Source organism: Nocardia sp. NPDC050697 (assembly GCF_040654395.1).
In the GTDB taxonomy this organism is placed as follows: domain Bacteria; phylum Actinomycetota; class Actinomycetes; order Mycobacteriales; family Mycobacteriaceae; genus Nocardia.
The window spans coordinates 166474-187925 of sequence record NZ_JBFAHY010000011.1 but is presented as its reverse complement, the minus strand read 5'-3'; the positions used below and the strand labels follow the sequence as shown (position 1 = coordinate 187925).

Here is a 21452-nt window from a genome sequence, read left to right as displayed (position 1 = left end):
GACCCTCACACGGGGGTGCAAGAAGCCGGGCACCAAATAATCTTTGGCACTGACATTCATCGACACACTATTGAGTTCTCAAAGAACACACGCACACACCTTCGCGCCAGATATTCTCCGGAGTTTCAGTGAGGCTGTTGGACCAGCGTAGCTCATCAAGAGCTAGTATCCAAATCCGTCAGGCGCTCAGCCGTCCAACCTCGTGTCCCGGTCTCCCGGGTCGGTGTCCGTGTCGCTCTGACGGGTTAAAAGTTACGTCGCTCGCTGTGCGATGTCAAATCGCCTGGTCAGGAACGTTTTTCAACGGTCACCCGCTCGACCGCGCCGCCCAGCTCCTGCAACTGCTCGACGAACCGGGGGTACCCGCGGTCGATGTGGAAGACGTCGTGCACCTCGGTGGTGCCGTCGGCCACCAGCCCGGCCAGCACCAGCCCGGCGCCGGCCCTGATGTCCGAGGACCAGACCGGAGCGCTGGAGAGCCGCGGGATGCCGCGCACGACGGCGTGGTGCCCGTCGGTCCTGGCATCGGCGCCGAGCCGGATCATCTCCTCCACGAAGCGGAATCGCGCCTCGAAGATGTTCTCGGTGATCATCGAGGTGCCGTCCGCCACCGCGGCGAGGCCGATGGCCATCGGCTGCAGGTCGGTCGGGAAGCCGGGGAACGGCAGCGTCGAGAAGTTCACCGCGCGTGGCCGTTCCGGCTGCACCACGCGGAAGCCGTTGGGCTCGAAGGAGATCCGCGAGCCGGCCGAGCGCAGTTTGTCCAGCACCAGCGAGAGGTGCTTGGGGTTCACCCCGGTGACCCGGACGTCGCCCTGGGTCATGGCGGCGGCGATCCCCCAGGTGGCCGCGACGATGCGGTCGCCGATCACCCGGTGTGTGGTCGGCGCGAGCCGCTTCACGCCCTGGATGGTGAGCACCGAGGTGCCCGCGCCGCTGATCTGCGCCCCCATCCGGCTGAGCATGGTGCAGAGGTCGACGATGTCCGGCTCCCGGGCGGCGTTGTCGAGCACCGTCTCGCCCTCGGCGAGCACCGCGGCCATCAGGATGTTCTCGGTGGCGCCGACCGAGGGGAAGTCCAGCCGGATCCGGGCGCCCTGCAGCTCGTCGGCCCTGGCGACCACGCAGCCGTGCTCGATCTCGCTGGTCGCGCCGAGCAGCCGGAGCCCGGCCTGGTGCATGTCGAGCGGCCGGGAGCCGATGGCGTCGCCGCCGGGCAGCGCGACCACCGCCCGCTTGCACCGCGCCATGAGCGGGCCGAGCACGCACACCGAGGCGCGGAACTGGGTGACCGCCGGGAAGTCGGCGTGGTACTTGGGCTCGGCCGGGGTGTTGATGGTGACCGACGAGCCGTCGATCGCCACCTCGCAGCCGAGGCCGCGCAGCACGTCGGCCATCAGCGGGACGTCGAGGATGTCCGGGATGTTGGTGATGGTGGTGGTGCCCTCGGCGAGGAGGGCGGCTGCCATCAGCTTGAGGACGCTGTTCTTCGCGCCCCCCACCTCGACCTCGCCGACCAGGCGATTACCGCCCGTGACCAGAAACCGTTCCATGCCGCCTCTCCGCATTGTCGGCGCACCGTTGGATGCAAGGATAGTTGCGACGCGGGTCCTCGGTGACCAGCCCGCGCAGGTTGCCGGTATCCGGATTCACCCGGTTCGTCGGCTCAGCCGTCAAGGCCGTCCGCCGCGGCGTCGGGCGCCGCCGTCCGGCCGGCGGCCCCGGCACCGCGTTCCCGGCCGCCGCCGGGCTGCCAGAGCACATCACCGCCCGGGTTGGCGACCCTGGACAGGATGAAGAGCAGGTCGGAGAGGCGGTTGAGGTACTTGGCCGGGAGCACCGAGGTGTCCTCCGGGTGCGCCTCGATCGCCGCCCAGGCCGAGCGCTCGGCCCGCCTCGCCACCGTGCGCGCGGTGTGCAGCAGCGCCGCGAGCGCCGTCCCGCCCGGCAGGATGAACGAATTCAGCGGCGCCAGTTCGGCATTGAACTCGTCGCACCACCGCTCCAGCCGCTCGATGTAGGGCTCGGTGATGCGCAGCGGCGGGTACTCCGGCTCGGCGACCACCGGGGTGGAGAGATCGGCGCCGGCGTCGAACAGATCGTTCTGGATGCCGCGCAGCACCTCGGCGAGCTCCGGCGGCGGCGCCCCGAGCGCGAGCGCGACCCCGAGCGCGGCATTGGTCTCGTCGCAGTCGGCGTAGGCCGCGAGCCGCGGGTCGTTCTTGGAGACCCGGGAGAAATCGCTCAGCCCGGTGCTGCCGTCGTCGCCGGTGCGGGTGTAGATCCGGGTGAGGTGCACGTTCATGTCATCTGCCTTGCATGCGGCGGGAGCGGTCCGACGGGCGCGACTCCACCCAGGAGAGGAAGGCGGTGAGGGAGTTGCGATCGAGCGCGAGCTCGAATTCGCCCTCCTTGTCGGCCACCGCGATCACCACGATGTCGTCGGTCATGATGTCGAACTCGTCACCGCGCGGGCCGCGGCGCTCGCCGATCTCGATACCGAGCCGGGTGATCACCGAATCCGGCCCGAATCTCAGGCTGGTGAGCTTGTAGAAGACGAGGCGATCCTCGTCGTAGCGGATCAGGCCGTGCCGCCAGCGCTGGCCGCCGCGCGCGGGCAGCACGCGCAGCAGCGCGGCGGTTCCGCCGCGCCGCAACATGATCAGGCGATAGGTGGAGGCGAGGGCGAGACAGACGAGCAGCAGCACCAGAATGATCAACAGAATCATCCCGGTTCCCAATGCTGTGGTCCTCTCGCTCGCACCGCCGATTCGCGGGTCCCTCGTCGCCATTCAATCACGAGCGGCGCGCCCCGCTTTCCCTGGCCGCCGGGGCCGGGCGGAACATCGCCTGAACAACCGCCGAAACGACACTGTCGGCGGCGAGAATTTCTCGCCGCCGACAGTGGGCGTATCCGGGCGCGGGGGTCAGGCCTCGGCGTTGCGCTCGTAGGCGCGCACCCGGCCCTGGGCGACCCGCACCTCGTCCTCGGAGGCCGACGCGTCGGAGAGCACGCCGCGGGCGGCCTCCACGTCGACCTCGCCCGCCAGCTCGGCCGATTCGGCGAGCACGCGGACCGTATTGGCGGTCACCGAGAAGAAGCCGCCGTGCACCGCCGCGACGATGCGCTCGCCCTCGGTGGGCACGATGCTCACGGTGCCGCCCTCGACCAGCTGGCCGAGCAGCGGCTCGTGGCCCGGCATGATGCCGATCTGGCCCTCGGTGGTCTGCGCACTGACGAAGGACGCCGTGCCCGACCAGAGCCGCCGCTCCACCGCGACGAGGTCAACCGACATTTCAGCCATCGGTGACTACTTCCCGGCGATCCGCTTGGCGGCCGCCTCGACGTCGTCGAGCCCGCCGCAGGAGTTGAACGCCTGCTCCGGCAGGTGGTCGAACTCGCCCTTGGTGACCCGCTCGAAGTCCTCGATGGTCTGCTCCAGCGGAACCACCGAGCCCGGCTGACCGGTGAACTTCTCGGCGACGATGAAGTTCTGGCCGAGGAACTTCTCCAGGCGGCGGGCCCGGCCGACGAGGACCTTGTCCTCCTCGGAGAGCTCGTCCATGCCGAGGATGGCGATGATGTCCTGCAGCTCCTTGTACTTCTGCAGGATCCGCTTCACCTCGTTGGCGACCGCGAAGTGCCGCTCACCCAGGATCGACGCCTCCAGGATCCGCGACGTCGAGGTCAGCGGGTCGACGGCGGGGTAGATGCCCTTCTGCGAGATCGGGCGGGAGAGCTCGGTCGTCGCGTCCAGGTGGGCGAAGGTGGTGGCCGGGGCCGGGTCGGTGTAGTCGTCCGCGGGCACGTAGATCGCCTGCAGCGAGGTGATCGAGCGGCCGCGGGTCGAGGTGATCCGCTCCTGCAGCTCGCCCATCTCGTCCGCCAGGGTCGGCTGGTAGCCGACCGCGGAGGGCATGCGGCCGAGCAGGGTGGAGACCTCGGAGCCCGCCTGGGTGAAGCGGAAGATGTTGTCGACGAAGAGCAGCACGTCCTGGTGCTGCACATCGCGGAAGTACTCCGCCATGGTCAGCGCGGAGAGCGCGACGCGCATGCGGGTGCCCGGCGGCTCGTCCATCTGGCCGAAGACGAGCGCGGTGTCCTGGAGGACGCCCATCTCCTCCATCTCCAGGCGGAGGTCGGTGCCCTCACGGGTGCGCTCGCCGACGCCGGCGAACACCGAGGTGCCGGAGAACTCCCGCGCGATACGGGTGATCATCTCCTGGATCAGCACGGTCTTGCCGACGCCCGCGCCGCCGAAGAGGCCGATCTTGCCGCCCTTCACGTACGGGGTCAGCAGGTCGATGACCTTGATGCCGGTTTCCAGGATCTCGGTCTTGCCCTCGAGCTGGTCGAAGCTCGGCGGCTTGCGGTGGATGCCCCACTGCTCGCCGTCCCGGCCGAGGCCGGGGCTGTCCAGGCACTCGCCGAGGGCGTTGAAGACGTGGCCCTTGACGATGTCACCGACCGGCACCGAGATCGGCTTGCCGGAGTCGGTCACGGTGGTGCCGCGGACCAGGCCGTCGGTCGGCTCCATCGAGATGGTGCGCACGATGTTGTCGCCGAGGTGCTGCGCGACCTCGAGGGTGAGCGTCTTGGCCACCGCGGTCAGGGTGATCTCGGCGTTCAGGGCGTTGAAGAGCTCGGGGATCGCGCCGCGCGGGAACTCCACGTCCACGACGGGGCCGATGACCCGGACGACGCGGCCTGCGGCGCCACCGGTCCGGCTCGTGTTGTCTTGGGTGACAGCTGCGGTCATTGGTTGGTTCTCTTCCTGATGTCGATGTGCTCAGTCGCGGTCCGAGCTGGCCGCCAGGGCGTTGACGCCGCCGACGATCTCGCTGATTTCCTGCGTGATCTGGGCCTGACGCACCGAGTTCGCCTGCCGGGACAGGACGCTCGCCAGTTCGTTGGCATTGTCGGTGGCGGCCTTCATTGCGGTGCGCCGAGCCGCTGACTCGGATGCCGCTGCGTCGAGCAACGACGCGTAGATACGCGTGTTCACGTACTTCGGCAGCAGCGCCGCCAGCAGTACGTCGGCGTCGGGCTCGAACTCGTACTGCGCCGTCACCTGGTCGGCGTTCGGCGAGTCGCTCAGGCTGTCCTCGCCCATTTCGATGTGCTCCTCGACGAAGCTCACCTGGATCGGCGCCAGCCTGCGGACCTCGGGGGTCTGCGTCAGCATGGAGACGAACCGGGTGTACACGATGTGCAGCTCGTCGACGCCCTCGATCTCGCCGGTGCCGTCCGGCGCCGGGACGGTGCCCGCCGAACCGGCCATGAAGGCCTCCACCAGGTGCCTGCACGCGGGCGAGGCGTCGGTGTACTTCGGCTGCTGCGAGAACCCGGTCCAGTACGCGACCACCTCGCGGTTGCGGAAGGTGTAGTACGTCAGGCCCTTGTTGCCCATGACGTACAGCACCGGCTCCTTGCCCTCGCCGCGCAGCGTGGTGATGAGCTCCTCGGCGCGCTTGAGCACGTTCGAGTTGTACCCACCGGCCATGCCGCTGTCGCTGGTCACGACCAGGATGGCGGCGCGGCGCGGGTTCTCCCGCTCGGTGAGCAGCGGGTGCGTCAGGTTCTTCGACGCGCTCGCGAGCTCGCCGAGCACCTTGGTGATCTCCTCGGCGTACGGCTTGGCCGCGGCGACCCGCGCCTGCGCCTTGGAGATGCGCGAGGTCGCGATCAGCTCCTGGGCCTTGGTGATCTTCTTGATCGAGTTCACGCCACGGATGCGGGAGCGCAGTTCACGCAGGCTCGGCATCGCTGATCACACTCCCTTCGTTCCCGTGGTCGGGCTGCCGGTCACTTGTCGATCGTCTTGCGGGTGACCGACAGCGACTCGACCTCTTCTTTGCCCAGCTCGCCGGCGTCGGCCTCGTTCACCACGCGGCTGCCGTCGGAGGCGAGGAAGCCCTGCTTGAAGTTGTCCGTCGCGGTCTTGATGGCGTCGGCGGCGTCGCCCTGCAGCACCTTGCCGCCGGCGATCGACTCGAACGCCTCGGGCGCGCTGCTGTGCAGGTCGGCCAGCAGGTCCCGGGTGAAGCGGCGGACATCCGCCACCGGCACCGAGTCGTAGTAGCCGGCGTCTACCAGGTAGATCGAGACGATCTGGTCCTCGACCGCGACCGGGGTGTACTGGTCCTGCTTGAGCAGCTCGGTCCAGCGCGCGCCGCGCTCCAGCTGGGCCAGCGAGGCGGCGTCCAGGTCGGAGGCGAAGGCGGAGAACGCCTCCAGCTCGCGGTACTGGGCCATCTCCAGGCGCAGCGAGCCCGCGACCTTCTTCATGCCCTTGGTCTGGGCGGCGCCACCGACGCGGGAGACCGAGGTGCCGACGTTGATCGCGGGGCGGACGCCCTTGTTGAACAGGTCGGACTCCAGGAAGACCTGGCCGTCGGTGATCGAGATGACGTTGGTCGGGATGAAGGCCGAGATGTCGTTGGCCTTGGTCTCGATGATCGGGAGGCCGGTCATCGAGCCCGCGCCCATCTCGTCGGAGAGCTTGGCGCAGCGCTCCAGCAGCCGGGAGTGCAGGTAGAAGACGTCACCCGGGTAAGCCTCGCGGCCCGGCGGGCGGCGCAGCAGCAGCGAGATGGCGCGGTACGCCTCGGCCTGCTTGGTCAGGTCGTCGAAGACGATCAGGACGTGCTTGCCCTGGTACATCCAGTGCTGGCCGATGGCCGAGCCGGTGTACGGGGCCAGCCACTTGAAGCCGGCCGAGTCCGACGCCGGGGCCGCCACGATGGTGGTGTACTCCAGCGCGCCGTGCTCCTCCAGCGCGGACTTCACACCGGCGATGGTGGAGCCCTTCTGGCCGATCGCGACGTAGATGCAGCGGACCTGCTTGGTCGGGTCGCCGGTCTCCCAGTTCGCCTTCTGATTCAGGATGGCGTCGATCGCGACCGCGGTCTTGCCGGTCTTGCGGTCGCCGATGATCAGCTGGCGCTGGCCGCGGCCGATGGCGGTCAGGGCGTCGATGGCGGTGATGCCGGTGGCCAGCGGCTCCTCGACCGGCTGGCGCTCCAGCACGGTGGCGGCCTGCAGCTCCAGCACGCGCTGCTCGTCGGCCTCGATGTCGCCGAGGCCGTCGATGGGCTGGCCGAGCGGGTTCACCACGCGGCCGAGGAACTTGTCGCCGACCGGGACCGAGAGCACGTTGCCGGTGCGCCGGACCTCCTGGCCCTCCTCGATGTTCGCGTACTCGCCGAGGATGACCGCACCGATCTCGCGGTCCTCCAGGTTCAGCGCCACGCCGAGCACGCCGCCGGGGAACTCGAGCAGCTCGTTCGACATCGCCGAGGGCAGGCCGCTGACATGCGCGATGCCGTCGCTGGTGTCGGTGACGACACCCACTTCTTCGATGGAGGTCTCGGGGGTGTAGCTCTGGGTGTAGCTCTCGATCGCGCTACGGATCTCGTCGGTGGAGATCGTCAGCTCCGCCATGTTCTTCCTGCTCTCGCTGTCTGGTCTCGAATGTCGGGGGGTGGGCGCGCCTAGGCCAGCGCCCGGCGCAGCCGCTCCAGTCGGCCGGTGGCACTGCCGTCGATCACGTCGTCGCCGATGTGCACGACCAGGCCGCTGAGCAAGCTCGGGTCGACCTGCACGTGCACGGTGACCGGCTTGCCGTAGATGCGCTGCAGCGAGCCGGCCAGCCGGTCGCGCTGCCGCTCGGTCAGGTCGACCGCCGCGCGCACGTGGGCGACGATCTGGTCACGACGGGCCGCCGCCAGCGCGGACAGGTCGTCGAAGGCCGCGCCGAGCGGACCGCGCTGCCGGGACACCACCTGCTCCGCGAGGGTCAGGGTGATGCTCTCGGTCTTGCCGGAGAGCAGCCGGTCGAGCAGGTCGCGCTTGGCCTGCGCGGGCTTGCTCCGGTCGGAGAGCGCCTGCTCCAGCTCCGGGTTGTCGGCGATGATCCGGCCGAGCCGGAACAGCTCGTCCTCGACCGCGTCCAGCCGGGAGCTGTCCGACGCGGAGGCGAGCAACGCCTCCTGACCGAGCAGGACCAGGGTGTCGATCAGGTCGGAGGTGCGCGACCAGTGCTGGGCGACCGCGGTGGTCAGCACCGCCAGGGTGGCGGGGCTGACCTTGCCGCCGAAGAGCCGCTCACTGAGCTCGGCCCGCGCCGAGCCCGGCACCGACACGTCCGCGAGCGCCACACGCAGCGAACGCTGGTCGTCCAGCACGGAGACAACGGCGAACAGTTCCGACCCCGTGGTGGCGGCTGCGCTGTCGCTTCCGGTCAAGGCGGCCCGGAGCGCCTCCCGTGACCGGGAGCTGGCCTCTCGGCTCGCTGCGTACATGCTTCTCACTTTCGCGTCGCTACCTTCCGACCCCGATGCCGGCATCCGACTGGTCGAGCTCGTTCAGGAACCGGTCGATCGACGCGGCCTGCTTGGCCTCGTCGGAGACCGACTGACCGATGATCTTCTCAGCCAGGTCGACGGCGGTCCGGCCGACCTCGGAGCGCAGCTCGGTGAGGATCTGCTGGCGCTGGGCTTCCAGCTGGGCGTGACCGGAGGCGACGATGCGGTCGCTCTCGGCCTGGGCTTCCGCGCGCAGCTGCGCGAGGATCTGCTGACCCTGGGTGCGCGCCTCCTCGCGGATGCGCGCGGCGTCGGTGCGGGCGTCGGTCAGCTGCTGCTGGTACTGCTGCAGCGTCTGCTTGGCCTCTTCCTGCGCGGCCTCGGCACGCGCGATGCCGCCCTCGATCTTGTCCGAGCGCTCGTCGAGCACCTTCGTCAGCCGCGGGATCACGTACTTGTAGAAGACGGCCCCGATGATGACGACGCAGACGATCGACCAGACGATGTCGTAGGTCTCGGGGAGGAGGGGATTCACATCCTCGCCCTCGGTCGCTGCGAATACGGCGTAGGCGTTCATCGGAATCAGAAGATGAAGCCGGCCACGAGGCCGATCAGGGCCAGCGCCTCGGTGAACGCGATGCCGAGGAACATGTTGGTCCGAATGGTGCCCTGCAGCTCGGGCTGGCGAGCGATGCCCTCGATCGCCTTGCCGACGACGATGCCGACGCCGATGCCCGGGCCGATGGCGGCCAGACCGTAACCGACGGCGCCGAGTCCGCTGATCGTCGATTCGGTGTTGGTGGCAGCTTCCTGGGCCAGGTACGAGAGGCTCATGAGTCTTCCATTCCCTTTCTGTTGCTCACCCGCCGGTCGGCTGGGTGCAGCAGGTATGCGGTATGCGGTATGCGGTCAGTGAGAATCGGCGTGCTGCGCGAGGCTGATGTACACGGCGGTCAGCAGTGCGAACACGTAGGCCTGCAGGAAGATGACCAGCAGCTCGAACAGGGTGAACCCGATTCCCGCGAGCAGCGAGAAGGGCGAGAACACCTTCATCCACGCCGTGGCGTCGAACAGGAAGTACCAGGTGGCGCTGAAGAACAGCACCAGCATGATGTGCCCGGCCAGCATGTTGGCCATGAGCCGGACGGTCAGCGTGAACGGCCGCAGGATGAACGTCGAGACGAATTCGATCGGAATCAGCAGCAGGTGCAGCGCGGGCGGGACGTTCGGCACCACGATGCTGCTGCGCATGTACTTCAGGAAGCCGTACTTCTTGATGCCCACGTAGTTGAACGCGATATACGCGATCACGGCCAGCACCAGCGGCATACCGATGCGCGCGTTCGAGGAGATGTTCAGGCCCGGGATGATGCCGGAGAAGTTCAGGAAGAGAACCGTGAAGAAGATGGTCGCGATGAGCGGCAGGAATCTGCGGCCGCCCTCCTTGCCGAGCACTTCGTCGGCGATCTGCTCCTTGACGAAGACCACCGCGGTCTCGCCGATATTCTGCAGGCCGCGCGGCACCAGCCGCGGATTACGGAAAGCCACCAGCAGGAACGCGACCAGCACCGCCGTCATCAGAAGCCGGACGAGCATCAGTCGATCGAGTTCGAACGGGGTTCCCTCGAACAGCAGCGCCGGAGGGAAGAAGTCGGTTAGCGATGGCGCGTGGAATTCCGCGGCCAAAGTGGTGACGCTCAGCGTTCTCTCCCGTGTTCGGGCCGCGGGTTCTCTCGTATCCGCGGTTCGATCGGACATTGACGATCAGGGTGGTCGACTCAGGTCGGCGCGAGGTCGTCAGCAGCTGGGCGGGATTCCGCGTTGGCGTCTGTACGTGTGTCGGCGACATTCGTCGACATGCAGAACCGGAGCCTCCCGGCCCGGTACGGCAGTAAGCATAGCGGCCGGTTCGGGACCTTCCGGATCCACCCGCACGGTCGCTTGCTTACCTTTACTTTACCAAGTTGTCTACGACAGTGTGTAGGTGGGGCGTATTCAGCCTTGACCAGCGGTTCCATTGGCGTTTCCGGTCGGCGGATCCACGTAGGGGACCTTCTGGCTGAGCACGCCGTAGGTCTCCGCGCCGAGCACGATGAGCAATGCGGCGACCACGGTCAAGAACAGCGCGACCGGATCGAAGAAATCGAAACGGCGCAGCACGCCGATCACCACCAGGGCGAGCAGCAGCTTCCCGGCCCAGCTCGCCAGGATCACCAGCTGCGCGGTGCTCGGCGCCAGCTTGCCGGTGAAGAGCACCATCGCCGCGGTGGCCAGGATGAAGCCGCCGCCGATGGCCGAGCCGAGCAGCGCGCCCCAGAGCCCCGCGGTGCCCGCCAGCGCGGTGGCCAGCGCCACCGACGCCACCAGCAGTACGCCGAGGCCGATCACCCCGTACCGCAGCGCGGCGCGCATCGGCGCGTCGGGACCTGGTTCGGTGCGGGGCGCGGAAGTCACGGGGGCGACTCTACCGAAGGCGGTTCAGTGCTCGGCCCGCTGGCGCTGCCTGATCCCGGGCACGGCCGTCACGACCAGCGCGAACACCAGCCCGCCCGCCATCAGCAGCACCACCAGGCGGCGGTCCATCAGGGAGGTGCCGACGGCGCCGAAGGCGAGCACGCCGACCCATAAGTAGATGAGCAGCACGACGCGCCGGTGCGAGTGGCCGATCTGCAGCAGCCGGTGGTGCAGGTGCATCTTGTCCGGGGTGGAGAAGCTCACCCCGGCGCGCACCCGGCGCACGATGGCGAGCAGCAGGTCGAGCACCGGGATGAACATCACCGCGCCGACCAGCAGCAGCGGCGAGAGCAGGCCGACGAAATCGCGCGGGCCGTAGCCGGTGAGCGGGATCCGGCCGGAGGCACCGGTGGAGACGGCGGCCAGCATGAGCCCGATCAGCATGGAGCCGGAGTCGCCCATGAAGATCCTGGCCGGCTGGAAATTGTGCGGGAGGAAGCCGAGGCAGCCGCCGGCCAGCGCGGCCGCGAGCAGGGCGGGCGGGTAGGTGTTCACGTCGCCGCCCTGCTCGTAGAGCAGCCCGACGGAGAACACGAAGACGGCGATCGCGCAGATCAGCCCGAGCCCGGCGGCGAGGCCGTCCAGCCCGTCGACGAAGTTCATCGCGTTGATCAGGGTGACGCTGACCGCGACGGTGACCAGCCCGCCCTGCAGCGCGTCCAGCACCACGGTGGTGTTGCCGAACGGGTTGTAGACCACGTACCAGCTCAGCCCCATCACCGCCATGACACCCGCCGCGGTGACCTGGCCGGCGAACTTGGTCAGCGCGTCCAGCCCCCAGCGGTCGTCCACGATGCCGACGGCCACGATGATGGTCGCCGCGACCAGCACCGCCGGGATATCCGGCGCGTAGTCGAAACCGCGCCGCAGCGCGGGCAATTGGTGCGCGAAGAGCACCGCGGCCACCACGCCGATGTACATTCCGACGCCGCCCATCCGCGGGATCGGCTTGATGTGCACATCGCGGTCGCGCGGCACCGCGACCGCGCCGAAGGCGATCGCCAGCACCCGGATGCCGCCGGTGACCAGGAAGGTGACGGTGGCGGAGACGAGCAGCACGAGCACGAGCTCGCGCAGGGGGACAACAGCGCCCGAACCGATCATCGGTGAGTTCGAACCCCCGGCTACCGGGAGACGGGGCTGCTCAGCGCCTCCGGCGACATGCCGAGCACCTCGGCGATATCGGCCACGGAGACGGCGCCCTCGCGCAGGACGCGCGGCTGGTCGGCGGTCAGGTCGACGATGGTGGAGGCCACCGCGTGCTCGGCCGGACCGCCGTCCAGGTACACCCCGATCAGCTCGCCGAGCTGCTCGCGGGCCTGCGCGGCGGTGGTGGCGGGCGGCTGCCCGGAGACGTTCGCGCTGGAGACCGCGAGCGGCCCGACCTCGCGCAGCAGCTCCAGCGCCACCGGGTGCAGCGGCATCCGCAGCATGACGGTGCCGCGGGTGTCGCCGAGATCCCAGGCCAGCGAGGGCGCCTGCTCCACCACCAGGCTGAGCCCGCCCGGCCAGAACGCCTGGATCAGCTCGCGGGCCTGCGGGCGGACCGAGAAGACCAGGCCGTCGATGGTGTTCCAGGAGCCGACCAGCACCGGCACCGGCATATCGCGCCCGCGCCGCTTGGCGGCGAGCAGCGCGGCCACGGCCGACGAGTCGAAGGCGTCGGCGGCGAGGCCGTAGAGCGTGTCGGTCGGCATCACCACCAGGCGCCCGGATTTCAGCGCGCTGGTGGCCGCGGTCAGTCCGGCCGCGCGCGAATCGGGATCCGCGCAGTCGTAGACGGTACTCACGGGCCCCATCCTGTCACGCGCCTTGCGCCCGGCTCAGCCACGGGTGGCGGTGACGAAGCGGGGGCGGTCCGCGAGGTCGCGGTGCTCGGTGGCCGCGGTGTACCCGGCGGCGGTGAACAGCGCCGCGACCTGCGCGCCGTGCGAGTCGTCGTGCTCGACGCCGGCCGCGGCGCCGGGGCGGAGCAGGCGGGTGATGGTGGGCAGCATGGTGTCGATGACGCGCAGGCCGTCCGGGCCGCCGAACAGCGCGAGCGGCGGATCGTGTTCGGCCACTTCGGGATCGAGTGCGGCGTCGTCGGGGACGTAGGGCGGGTTGGCGACCAGCAGGTCGACCCGACCGTTCAGCTCGGCGAGGGTGTCGGGGGCGGTGACGTCGCCCGCGTACAGCGTGATGGGGGTGTCGCCCGCGGCCGCCCTGGCGTCGGCGTTGCGGCGGGCCCAGGCGAGGGCGGCGGGGTCGAGCTCGACCGCGTGCACGGCGGCGTCGGGGCGGGCGTTGGCCAGGGCGAGGGCGAGCGCGCCGGAGCCGGTGCAGAGGTCGACGATGGTCGGGGCGTGCACGGCCTCCAGCTGGGCCAGGGCCCAGGCGAAGAGGAGTTCGGTCTCCGGGCGGGGGACGAAGACGCCGGGACCGACGGCCAGGTCTATCCGGCCCATCGGCGCGGTGCCGGTGAGGTGTTGCAGCGGGATGCGCCGCGCGCGCTGTCCGACCAGCTCGCGGTAGCGCCCGACCTGCTCGGGTTCGAGCAGGGGGGCGAGCGCGAGCCGCGAGCGCTCGATACCGAGCACGTGCGCGGCCAGCGACTCCGCGTCGAACCGGGGACTCGCCACCCCGGCGTCGGCGAGGCGCTCGGCAGCGGCCTGGATCTCGGGGCGGACGGGAACGCGGCTCACGCCTTCACTCTGCCGCACCGGCCCCGGCCGATCGGCGGCCGGGGTCGCGGCTACTCCGCCGCCATGCGCGCTTCGCGGTCGGCCTTGCCGAGGGCGTCCAGGACGGCGTCCAGCTCGCCGTCGAGGACGGCGTCCAGGTTGTGCGCCTTGAAGCCGATGCGGTGATCGGTGATGCGGTTCTCTGGGAAGTTGTAGGTGCGGATCCGCTCGGAGCGGTCGACGGTGCGGATCTGCGCCGCCCGCCCGGCGGCGGACTCCTGCTCCGCCTGCTCCTCGGCCTGCGCCTGCAGCCGGGCCGCGAGCACCTGCATGGCGCGCGCCTTGTTCTGCAGCTGCGAGCGCTCGTTCTGGCAGGTCACCACGATGCCGGTGGGCAGGTGGGTGAGGCGGACCGCGGAGTCGGTGGTGTTGACGCCCTGGCCGCCCTTGCCGGAGGAGCGGTAGACGTCGACCCGCAGGTCGGACTCGTCGATCTGCACCTGCTCGATCTCGTCCGGCTCCGGGTAGATCAGCACCCCGGCGGCCGAGGTGTGGATCCGGCCCTGCGACTCCGTGACCGGCACCCGCTGCACCCGGTGCACCCCGCCCTCGAACTTGAGCCGCGACCACACGCCGTCGCGGGCCGGGTCGCGGCTCTTGATGGAGAGCGTGGCGTCCTTGTAGCCGCCCAGATCGGACGGGGTGGCGTCGAGCACCTCGACCCGCCAGCCGTGCCGCTCGGCGTAGCGCAGGTACATCCGGGCCAGGTCGGAGGCGAAGAGCGCCGACTCCTCGCCGCCCTCCCCCGACTTGAGCTCCAGCACCACGTCGTCGCCGTCGTGCGGGTCGCGCGGGGCGAGCAGGTCGGCGAGGGTGCGCTCCAGCTCCTCAGCCTGGGCGCGCAGCTCGGGCACCTCGGCGGCGAAGGAGGCGTCGTCGGCGGCGAGCTCCTCGGCGGCGGCGAGGTCGTCGCGGGTGGCCGCCAGCTTGCGGTAGGTGCTCATGACCGGGGCCAGCTCGGCGAAGCGCTTGCCCACCCGGCGCGCGGCGCCGGGGTCGTTGTGCAGCGCCGGATCGGCGAGCTGCGCCTCCAGGCCGGCGTGCTCGGCCAAGATGTCGTCGATCGCGGACGGTTGCGTCACGGTGCTTCCTTCATCGCTTCGGGTGCCGACAAAACACCGACGCCCGGCCTGCGCGAGCAGGACCGGGCGTCGGGGGGAGCGCTACTTGGCGTCGGCCTCGGCCTCCGCCTTCTTGCCGGCGCGCTTGCCGTAGCGGGCCTCGAAGCGGGCCACGCGGCCACCGGTGTCCAGGATCTTCTGCTTGCCGGTGTAGAAGGGGTGGCACTGCGAGCAGACCTCGACGGTGATCTGCCCCGACTCCTTGGTGCTCTTGGTCTGGAAGGTGTTCCCGCAACCGCAGACGACGGTGGTGTCGACGTAGGTGGGGTGGATTCCGGCCTTCATGGGTGTCCTCTCGAAATGGTCGCCGGGTCGCCCACGGGCGTGGACGTGAACCGGAACCGACTAGGCGGGGAGTCCTGCTCGAACGAGCGGGCGCAACAGCCGTTCAGTATGCCAGAGCAGCCGTTACCCTCCCAAAACGCCTCCGCCCGGCAGTTCATTCCCGCCGGTCGGGTAGTGCGCTACTCGGGACTTCGGCACGGGCCGCGACCTACGGTCGAACGGCGACGTCAGCCGCCGACACCGAAGGAGTGGCCGTGACCGTACGTGGTGCCGCCCTCGTTCTCTCGCTGCTCGCCGTCCTCGCCGCCGGTGGCGCGCTCGCGCTGCCGGGGGACGGCTCCCCGGAGACGCCCGCCCCGGCGGTGAGCGTGGCCGAGGCCGCCGCGATCCAGCCGCACCCCGACCCCGCCGCGGTCATCACGGCCTTCCTGGTGGCGGGCGCCGCCGGGATCGGCGCGCTCTTCTTCGCCCCGCCCCGGACGCGCGAACGGGGGCCCCGCCGCGGCGGAGCCCCCGTCCGGGAACGCGTCAGCTCACTCGTCGAGCGCGCCCGGCGCGGTCTTGCTCACCTGCATGAGGAACTCCAGGTTGTTCCTGGACTTCTTCAGGCGGTCGATCAGCAGATCGATCGCCTGGTGCGAGTCCAGCCCGGACAGCACGCGGCGCAGCTTGTGCAGCACGGCCGCCTCGTCGGGGCTCAGCAGTAGCTCGTCCTTGCGGGTGCCGGAGGGGTTGACGTCGACCGCGGGGAACACCCGGCGCTCGGCGATCTTCCGGTCCAGCTTGAGCTCGGCGTTGCCGGTGCCCTTGAACTCCTCGAAGATCACCGTGTCGCCGGTCGAGCCGGTCTCCACCATGGCGGTGGCGATGATCGTCAGCGAGCCGCCGTTCTCGATATTGCGCGCCGCGCCGAGGAACCGCTTCGGCGGATAAAGCGCGGTCGAGTCGACACCGCCGGAGAGGATCCGGCCGGAGGCGGGCGAGGAGTTGTTGTAGGCGCGGCCGAGGCGGGTGATGGAGTCGAGCAGCACCACCACGTCCTTGCCCATCTCCACCAGGCGCTTGGCCCGCTCGATGGCGAGCTCGGCGACCGAGGTGTGGTCGCTCGGCGGCCGGTCGAAGGTCGAGGCGATGACCTCGCCCTTCACCGAGCGCTGCATGTCGGTGACCTCTTCCGGACGCTCGTCGACCAGGACGACCATGAGGTAGCACTCGGGGTTGTTGGTCGCGATCGCGTTCGCGATGTCCTGCAGGATCGTGGTCTTGCCCGCCTTCGGCGGCGACACGATGAGCGCGCGCTGGCCCTTGCCGATCGGCATGATCATGTCGATCACCCGGGTGGTCAGCTTGTTCGGCTGGGTCTCCAGCCGGAGCCGCTGGTTCGGGTAGAGCGGGGTCAGCTTGCCGAACTCGGGGCGCCGCTTGGCCGCCTCGACGTCACCGCCGTTCACGGTGTCCAGCCGGACCAGCGGGTCGAACTTCTGCCGCTGGTTGGCCTGCTCGCCGTCGCGCGGCGCGCGGACCGCGCCGGTGATGGCGTCGCCGCGGCGCAGCCCGTTCTTGCGCACCAGGTTCATCGAGACGTAGACGTCGCTCTGCCCGGCCAGGTACCCGGAGGTGCGGACGAAGGCGTAGTTGTCCAGCACGTCGAGGATGCCCGCGACCGGCTGCAGCACGTCGTCATCGCGCAGCTCGGGCTCGCGGGTGTCGCCGCCGAGGCCGCCGCCGGTGCCGCCGTCGCGGTCGCGGCCGCGCCTGCGCTCGCGGAAGCGCCTGCCCCGCCTGCCGCCGCGGCCCTCGTCGTCGTCGCCACCGCGGTTGTCGTTGCCGCGATCGCCGCGGTTGTCGCCACCGCGGTTGTCGTTGCGGCTGTCGCTGCGGTTGTCGCCGCCGCGGTTGTCGTTGCGGCTGTCCCCGCCGCGGTTGTCGTTGCGGTTCTCACCGCCGCGGTCGTTGCCGCGGTTGTCGTTGCCCCGGTTGTTCTGGCCGCGGCGGCCGCGGTCGCCCTGGTCGCCGTCGGAGTCCCCGCTGTTGCCGCGGGCCTCGCCCTGCGCCTCGCCAGCGGAACGCGCCTGGTCACGGCCGCGCCGCTGCCTGCCGCGGCCACGCTGGGAGCCGTCCCGGCCCGCGTCGTCGCCGGAGTCCGCGCCATCGGCGTTCCTGCCGTCGGCGGCATCGCCGTTGCGGGGGGTGTCGTTCTTCGGAGCATCGCCCCGGGCCACATCGGCCCGCGGCGCCTCGCCCTGCGGCCCATCGTTCTTGGGCGCGTCGTTCTTGGGCGCGTCGGTCCCGGGGGCATCCGTCCGACCGGCGTCCGCGCCGCGTACCGCCTCCGCCTGCGGCGCGGCCTCCGCCTGCACCGGCGCGCTGGGCGCGGCCTCGGCCGGAGCGACATCGAGCGTCGCCTGCACGGCCTTGGCGGCGCGGCCGCGGCGCGGCTCTGCGGGCGCCTCGGCCCCCGCGGCCTGCGTCTTCTCGGCCTTGGCGGGCTTCTCGGCGCGGGCGGGCTTCTCGGCCTTCGGCGCCGGAGCGGATCCACCGGCCTGATTCGCCTTGATGGCGGCGATCAGATCCCCCTTGCGCATGCCGGAGGTGCCTCGGATACCGAGCTCCCCGGCAAGCGCGCGCAACTGCGGCAACAACATTCCAGTCAGCCCCGATCGTGCGACGTCGGTGTTCTCGCTCAATGTCGAAATCTGCCCGGAGTCACTTTCGCGGCCGCCCGGGGAACTTGGGTTGGATTCCACCCCGGGTGTCGCGAGCAGGTCCGTATCTGTCACGGAAATCCTTTCCTTCCCTCGAGTGCCGTGTGCTGATTCGAGGGTCCGTTCCGCAGCCCGGGCACTGTGCCGAGCCGGGATTGTGCCGTATCGCCTGCCCGCCGGACCGGCGGCTCGATCATCGGGGGCGCCACCGATGGTGAAAGGTGGGAGAGATCATTCCAGTTGCAGCGGCTGCGCAGCACCTCCATGGAGTGGAGGTTCGAGGCCGGAGCCCGCTGGAGCGATTGCCCTGATGAAGCACCGGCGTCTGATGCGCACGATGTACGGACATCCCCAGGATAGCTGGCCGGTGTGAAACTCGGCAAGACGGACTCGCCGTCAGCCGGCCAGCACTCCCCCGGCGATCCCCGGCTCCAGCACCCGCAGCCCGTCGGCGGCCGCCCGCTCGCGCAGCTCATCGGGGAAACCGCTGGTCGTGAGGGCCAGTACGGTCGGGCCGGCGCCGGAGACGGTGGCCGCGATCCCGGCCTCCCGCAACCGCGCGATCCAGGCCGTGGTGAGTGGCAGCGCGGGCGCCCGCTGCCCCTGGTGCAGCCGGTCCGCGGTGGCGGGCAGCAGCAGGTCGGGGCGCTGGGTGAGCGCGACGACGGCGAGCGCCGCCCGGCTCACATTGAAGGCGGCGTCGCCGTGCGGCACCGTCTCCGGCAGCAGCCCGCGGGTGTGCGCGGTGGAGGAGCGCTCCTGCGGGATCAGCACCACCGGGCGCAGCGTGGCGTGCGGCTCCAGCCGCACCGCCCGGTACGAGCGCACCTCGCCCGCCTGCGCCGATTCCGTCCAGGAGACCACGATGCCGCCGAGCACGCTGGCCGCGGCGTTGTCCGGGTGGCCCTCGAACTCCGAGGCCAGCTGCACCAGCCGGTCCGGGGTCACGGCGAGCGCCGGATCGAACCGGGCCGCCAGCGCGCACCCCGCCGCCAGCCCGCCGACCACCGCGGAGGCCGAGGAGCCGAGGCCGCGGGAGTGCGGAATGGCATTGCGGCACACCACGTCGAGGCCGTCCGCCCAGACCCCGGCCGCCTCCAGCCCGCGCTCGATGGCGCGGACCACGAGATGCGAAGGGCCCCACGGCACGTCGTCGGCGCCCTCGCCCTCGACCCGGATGCTGAGCCCGGTAGCCGTTGTGCGCACCTCGATCTCGTCGTAGATGCCGAGCGCCATGCCGAGCGAGTCGAAGCCGGGGCCGAGGTTGGCGGTGGAGGCCGGGACCCTGGCCGTCGCCGTCAGGTCGGCGGGCAGGGCTCTGGTCAGCACCTGGCTGTCGCGCGGGGTCACCGTCAGGCCAGCTCGAGTTCGGCCGCGACCCGGATCGGGTCGACCGGGACGGCCTGCACCTCCGGCATGCCGGCGAGCGCGGTGTCCGGGTCCTTGAGGCCGTTGCCGGTGACCGTGCAGACCACGGTGAGCCCCGGCTCCAGCCAGCCCTCGGCGCGGGCCGCGAGCAGCCCGGCCACGCTGGCCGCCGACGCGGGCTCGACGAAGACGCCCTCGCGCGCCGCCACCAGCCGGTACGCCGCCAGGATCTCGTCGTCGGTGGCGGCGCGGAAGGCGCCGCCGGACTGCTCCTTGGCCTCCACCGCGCTGTTCCAGGAGGCCGGGGCGCCGATCCGGATGGCGGTGGCGATGGTCTCCGGGTCCTTCACCGGCGCGCCGTTGACCAGCGGCGCGGCGCCGGCGGCCTGCACGCCGAGCATGCGCGGCAGCCCGGCGGTGACGCCGTCGGCGTAGTACTCCCGGTACCCGCGCCAGTAGGCGGTGATGTTGCCCGCGTTGCCGACCGGGAGCGCGTGCACGTCGGGGGCGCGGCCGAGCACGTCGCAGATCTCGAAGGCGGCGGTCTTCTGCCCCTCGATCCGCGCCGGGTTCACCGAGTTCACCAGCCCGACCTCGGGGAACTCCGAGGTCACCTTGCGGGCCAGCTCCAGGCAGTCGTCGAAGTTGCCCTGCACCTGGATGATCTTCGCGCCGAGCATGACGGCCTGGGCCAGCTTGCCCATGGCGATCTTGCCCTGCGGGATCAGCACCGCGCAGTGCAGCCCGGCCCTGGTGGCGTAGGCCGCGGCCGAGGCCGAGGTATTGCCGGTGGAGGCGCAGAGCACCGCCCGCTGCCCGCGGTACTTGGCATCGGTCATGGCCATGGTCATGCCGCGGTCCTTGAACGAGCCGGTCGGGTTCGCGCCCTCGACCTTCAGGTACACCTCGCACCCGGTGAGCTCGGAGAGGTGCGGAGCGGGCACCAGCGGGGTGCCGCCCTCCAGCAGCGTGACCGGCTCCCAGTCGGCCGCGCCGGCGAGCCGGTCGCGGTAGGCCGCGATCAGCCCTGGCCAGCGGGAGTGCACCCCTGCCTGCGGTGCGACGCCAGTCGTACTCATTCCTCGGTGCCTTCCAATCTCAGGACGCTGGTGACTCGTGTGACGGATTCCATCTCCGCCAGTGCGGCGACGGTGTCCGCGAGCGCCGACTCCAGCGCGTGGTGGGTGACGACCACCAGGCGCGCAAGCTCGCCGTGCCCGCCCTGACGGACCGTCGAGATGCTCACCCCGTGTGCGGCGAATTCGCCGGCGACCTTCTCCAGGACCCCCGGCCGGTCTTCGACCTGCAGGTTCACGTGGTATCGGGTCGGCGTGTCGCCGATCGGCGCGATCGGTAGCTCAGCATAAACCGATTCGCCGGGCGCGCGACCGCCGTAGAACTTGTTCCGCGCCGCCATGACGAGGTCGCCGAGCACGGCGGACGCGGTCGGCGCGCCGCCGGCGCCCTGGCCGTAGAACATCAGCCGCCCCGCGGCCTCGGCCTCGACCACCACCGCGTTGAAGGCGCCGCTCACGCTGGCCAGCGGGTGCTTGCGCGGGATGAGCGCCGGGTAGACCCGCACCGAGACCCGCTCCTTGCCGCCGTCCGCGGGCGCGGGCTCGCCCGGCGCCTCCGGCACCCGCTCGCAGATGGCGAGCAGTTTGACGGTGCAGTTGACCGCGGAGGCCGTCTCCAGGTCCTCCGCGGAGATCCGGGAGATGCCCTCGCGGTACACGTCGGCGGCGGTGACCCGGGTGTGGAAGGCGAGCGTGGCCAGGATGGCGGCCTTGGCGGCGGCGTCGTACCCCTCGACGTCCGCGGTGGGGTCGGCCTCGGCGTAGCCGAGCCGGGTGGCCTCGGCGAGCGTCGCCGAGTAGTCGGCGCCGGTCTCGTCCATGGCGGAGAGGATGAAGTTGGTGGTGCCGTTCACGATGCCGACCACGCGGTTCACCCGATCGCCCGCGAGCGACTGGATGAGCGGGCGCACCACCGGGATGGCGCCCGCCACCGCGGCCTCGAAGTAGAGGTCGGCGCGGCTGCGCTCGGCCGCCGCGGCGAGCTCGCCGGTGTAGTCGGCGAGCAGCGCCTTGTTCGCGGTGACCACCGATTTGCCCGCGTTCAGCGCGGCCAGGATGAGCCGGCGCGGCGGGTCGATGCCGCCGATCACCTCGACCACCACGTCGACGTCGTCCCGCGCGACCAGCTCGTCCGGGTCGGTGGTGAGCAGCTCGGCGGGAATGCCGCGGTCCTTGAGGCTGCGCACCGCGACGCCGCGCAGCACCACCGGCGCGCCGACCCGGGCGCGCAGGTCGTCGGCGTGGTCGCGCAGGATGCGCACCACCTCGGTGCCGACATTGCCCATGCCGAGCACGGCCACCCCGATCGGCCGATCGGGCCCCCACCCGGCCTGCGGGACTCCGGTCATGGTT

General features: G+C 70.7%; 21 protein-coding genes. All 21 read right to left on the bottom strand.

The window, feature by feature from the left end; translation table 11 throughout:
- Positions 1-287: 287 nt before the first annotated feature.
- Positions 288-1553, bottom strand: coding sequence for a UDP-N-acetylglucosamine 1-carboxyvinyltransferase (murA, locus tag AB0H71_RS30785; RefSeq protein WP_357027903.1), 1266 nt, complete (start codon positions 1551-1553; stop codon positions 288-290).
- A gap of 113 nt (positions 1554-1666) precedes the next feature.
- Positions 1667-2305 carry a cob(I)yrinic acid a,c-diamide adenosyltransferase gene (locus AB0H71_RS30780; RefSeq protein ID WP_357027900.1) on the bottom strand — a complete coding sequence of 213 codons (639 nt, stop codon included), beginning with the start codon at positions 2303-2305 and terminating at the stop codon, positions 1667-1669.
- A gap of 1 nt (position 2306) precedes the next feature.
- Positions 2307-2729: a DUF2550 domain-containing protein gene (locus tag AB0H71_RS30775; protein WP_357027898.1), complete on the bottom strand. Its 423-nt coding sequence runs from the start codon at positions 2727-2729 to the stop codon at positions 2307-2309.
- Positions 2730-2927: 198 nt separating this feature from the next.
- Entirely contained in the window at positions 2928-3305 is a 378-nt protein-coding gene (locus tag AB0H71_RS30770; protein ID WP_357027895.1) for a F0F1 ATP synthase subunit epsilon, read from the bottom strand.
- A 6-nt stretch (positions 3306-3311) separates the two neighbouring features.
- On the bottom strand, positions 3312-4760 hold the full coding sequence (gene atpD / locus AB0H71_RS30765; RefSeq protein ID WP_233016287.1) for a F0F1 ATP synthase subunit beta: 1449 nt from the start codon (positions 4758-4760) through the stop codon (positions 3312-3314).
- 30 nt (positions 4761-4790) lie between these two features.
- A complete protein-coding gene (locus tag AB0H71_RS30760) occupies positions 4791-5765 on the bottom strand; it encodes a F0F1 ATP synthase subunit gamma (RefSeq protein ID WP_357027893.1) in 975 nt (324 codons plus the stop codon).
- A gap of 41 nt (positions 5766-5806) precedes the next feature.
- Positions 5807-7444: a F0F1 ATP synthase subunit alpha gene (atpA, locus tag AB0H71_RS30755; RefSeq protein WP_357027891.1), complete on the bottom strand. Its 1638-nt coding sequence runs from the start codon at positions 7442-7444 to the stop codon at positions 5807-5809.
- Between the two features lie 50 nt (positions 7445-7494).
- Entirely contained in the window at positions 7495-8304 is an 810-nt protein-coding gene (locus AB0H71_RS30750; RefSeq protein ID WP_357027888.1) for a F0F1 ATP synthase subunit delta, read from the bottom strand.
- 19 nt (positions 8305-8323) lie between these two features.
- The gene (locus AB0H71_RS30745) at positions 8324-8884 is read right to left on the bottom strand and encodes a F0F1 ATP synthase subunit B (protein WP_357027885.1); all 561 of its coding nucleotides are present in this window, start codon (positions 8882-8884) and stop codon (positions 8324-8326) included.
- Between the two features lie 5 nt (positions 8885-8889).
- Positions 8890-9141 carry an ATP synthase F0 subunit C gene (locus tag AB0H71_RS30740; RefSeq protein ID WP_067646214.1) on the bottom strand — a complete coding sequence of 84 codons (252 nt, stop codon included), beginning with the start codon at positions 9139-9141 and terminating at the stop codon, positions 8890-8892.
- Between the two features lie 75 nt (positions 9142-9216).
- Positions 9217-10065: a F0F1 ATP synthase subunit A gene (atpB, locus tag AB0H71_RS30735; protein ID WP_357027880.1), complete on the bottom strand. Its 849-nt coding sequence runs from the start codon at positions 10063-10065 to the stop codon at positions 9217-9219.
- A gap of 237 nt (positions 10066-10302) precedes the next feature.
- The gene (locus tag AB0H71_RS30730) at positions 10303-10719 is read right to left on the bottom strand and encodes a hypothetical protein (RefSeq protein ID WP_357027937.1); all 417 of its coding nucleotides are present in this window, start codon (positions 10717-10719) and stop codon (positions 10303-10305) included.
- Positions 10720-10785: 66 nt separating this feature from the next.
- On the bottom strand, positions 10786-11925 hold the full coding sequence (locus AB0H71_RS30725) for an MraY family glycosyltransferase (protein ID WP_357027877.1): 1140 nt from the start codon (positions 11923-11925) through the stop codon (positions 10786-10788).
- A 20-nt stretch (positions 11926-11945) separates the two neighbouring features.
- Positions 11946-12611 (bottom strand): L-threonylcarbamoyladenylate synthase, encoded by a 666-nt coding sequence (locus AB0H71_RS30720; RefSeq protein WP_357027874.1) that lies wholly within the window; start codon positions 12609-12611, stop codon positions 11946-11948.
- Between the two features lie 33 nt (positions 12612-12644).
- A complete protein-coding gene (gene prmC / locus AB0H71_RS30715; protein WP_357027871.1) occupies positions 12645-13505 on the bottom strand; it encodes a peptide chain release factor N(5)-glutamine methyltransferase in 861 nt (286 codons plus the stop codon).
- Between the two features lie 50 nt (positions 13506-13555).
- On the bottom strand, positions 13556-14626 hold the full coding sequence (prfA, locus tag AB0H71_RS30710) for a peptide chain release factor 1 (RefSeq protein ID WP_357027868.1): 1071 nt from the start codon (positions 14624-14626) through the stop codon (positions 13556-13558).
- Between the two features lie 81 nt (positions 14627-14707).
- Positions 14708-14950: a 50S ribosomal protein L31 gene (gene rpmE, locus AB0H71_RS30705; RefSeq protein ID WP_357027865.1), complete on the bottom strand. Its 243-nt coding sequence runs from the start codon at positions 14948-14950 to the stop codon at positions 14708-14710.
- 533 nt (positions 14951-15483) lie between these two features.
- On the bottom strand, positions 15484-17595 hold the full coding sequence (gene rho, locus AB0H71_RS30700) for a transcription termination factor Rho (protein ID WP_357027862.1): 2112 nt from the start codon (positions 17593-17595) through the stop codon (positions 15484-15486).
- A 456-nt stretch (positions 17596-18051) separates the two neighbouring features.
- Positions 18052-18981: a homoserine kinase gene (thrB, locus tag AB0H71_RS30695; RefSeq protein WP_357027935.1), complete on the bottom strand. Its 930-nt coding sequence runs from the start codon at positions 18979-18981 to the stop codon at positions 18052-18054.
- Positions 18982-19007: 26 nt separating this feature from the next.
- Complete coding sequence (gene thrC, locus AB0H71_RS30690; protein ID WP_357027859.1) at positions 19008-20102, bottom strand: threonine synthase; 1095 nt, start codon at positions 20100-20102, stop codon at positions 19008-19010.
- Positions 20099-21448, bottom strand: a complete 1350-nt coding sequence (locus tag AB0H71_RS30685; protein WP_357027856.1) for a homoserine dehydrogenase — start codon at positions 21446-21448, stop codon at positions 20099-20101. The genes thrC and AB0H71_RS30685 overlap by 4 nt, the downstream gene beginning before the upstream one ends.
- Positions 21449-21452 lie beyond the last annotated feature (4 nt).

What these genes read in the sequence shown, in the direction of transcription:
- murA (WP_357027903.1), bottom strand. Translation starts at nt 1,553, where the DNA reads ATGGAACGGTTTCTGGTCACGGGCGGTAATCGCCTGGTCGGCGAGGTC.
- AB0H71_RS30780 (WP_357027900.1), bottom strand. Translation starts at nt 2,305, where the DNA reads ATGAACGTGCACCTCACCCGGATCTACACCCGCACCGGCGACGACGGC.
- AB0H71_RS30775 (WP_357027898.1), bottom strand. Translation starts at nt 2,729, where the DNA reads ATGATTCTGTTGATCATTCTGGTGCTGCTGCTCGTCTGTCTCGCCCTC.
- AB0H71_RS30770 (WP_357027895.1), bottom strand. Translation starts at nt 3,305, where the DNA reads ATGGCTGAAATGTCGGTTGACCTCGTCGCGGTGGAGCGGCGGCTCTGG.
- atpD (WP_233016287.1), bottom strand. Translation starts at nt 4,760, where the DNA reads ATGACCGCAGCTGTCACCCAAGACAACACGAGCCGGACCGGTGGCGCC.
- AB0H71_RS30760 (WP_357027893.1), bottom strand. Translation starts at nt 5,765, where the DNA reads ATGCCGAGCCTGCGTGAACTGCGCTCCCGCATCCGTGGCGTGAACTCG.
- atpA (WP_357027891.1), bottom strand. Translation starts at nt 7,444, where the DNA reads ATGGCGGAGCTGACGATCTCCACCGACGAGATCCGTAGCGCGATCGAG.
- AB0H71_RS30750 (WP_357027888.1), bottom strand. Translation starts at nt 8,304, where the DNA reads ATGTACGCAGCGAGCCGAGAGGCCAGCTCCCGGTCACGGGAGGCGCTC.
- AB0H71_RS30745 (WP_357027885.1), bottom strand. Translation starts at nt 8,884, where the DNA reads ATGAACGCCTACGCCGTATTCGCAGCGACCGAGGGCGAGGATGTGAAT.
- AB0H71_RS30740 (WP_067646214.1), bottom strand. Translation starts at nt 9,141, where the DNA reads ATGAGCCTCTCGTACCTGGCCCAGGAAGCTGCCACCAACACCGAATCG.
- atpB (WP_357027880.1), bottom strand. Translation starts at nt 10,065, where the DNA reads ATGTCCGATCGAACCGCGGATACGAGAGAACCCGCGGCCCGAACACGG.
- AB0H71_RS30730 (WP_357027937.1), bottom strand. Translation starts at nt 10,719, where the DNA reads ATGCGCGCCGCGCTGCGGTACGGGGTGATCGGCCTCGGCGTACTGCTG.
- AB0H71_RS30725 (WP_357027877.1), bottom strand. Translation starts at nt 11,925, where the DNA reads ATGATCGGTTCGGGCGCTGTTGTCCCCCTGCGCGAGCTCGTGCTCGTG.
- rpmE (WP_357027865.1), bottom strand. Translation starts at nt 14,950, where the DNA reads ATGAAGGCCGGAATCCACCCCACCTACGTCGACACCACCGTCGTCTGC.
- rho (WP_357027862.1), bottom strand. Translation starts at nt 17,595, where the DNA reads ATGTTGTTGCCGCAGTTGCGCGCGCTTGCCGGGGAGCTCGGTATCCGA.
- thrC (WP_357027859.1), bottom strand. Translation starts at nt 20,102, where the DNA reads ATGAGTACGACTGGCGTCGCACCGCAGGCAGGGGTGCACTCCCGCTGG.
- AB0H71_RS30685 (WP_357027856.1), bottom strand. Translation starts at nt 21,448, where the DNA reads ATGACCGGAGTCCCGCAGGCCGGGTGGGGGCCCGATCGGCCGATCGGG.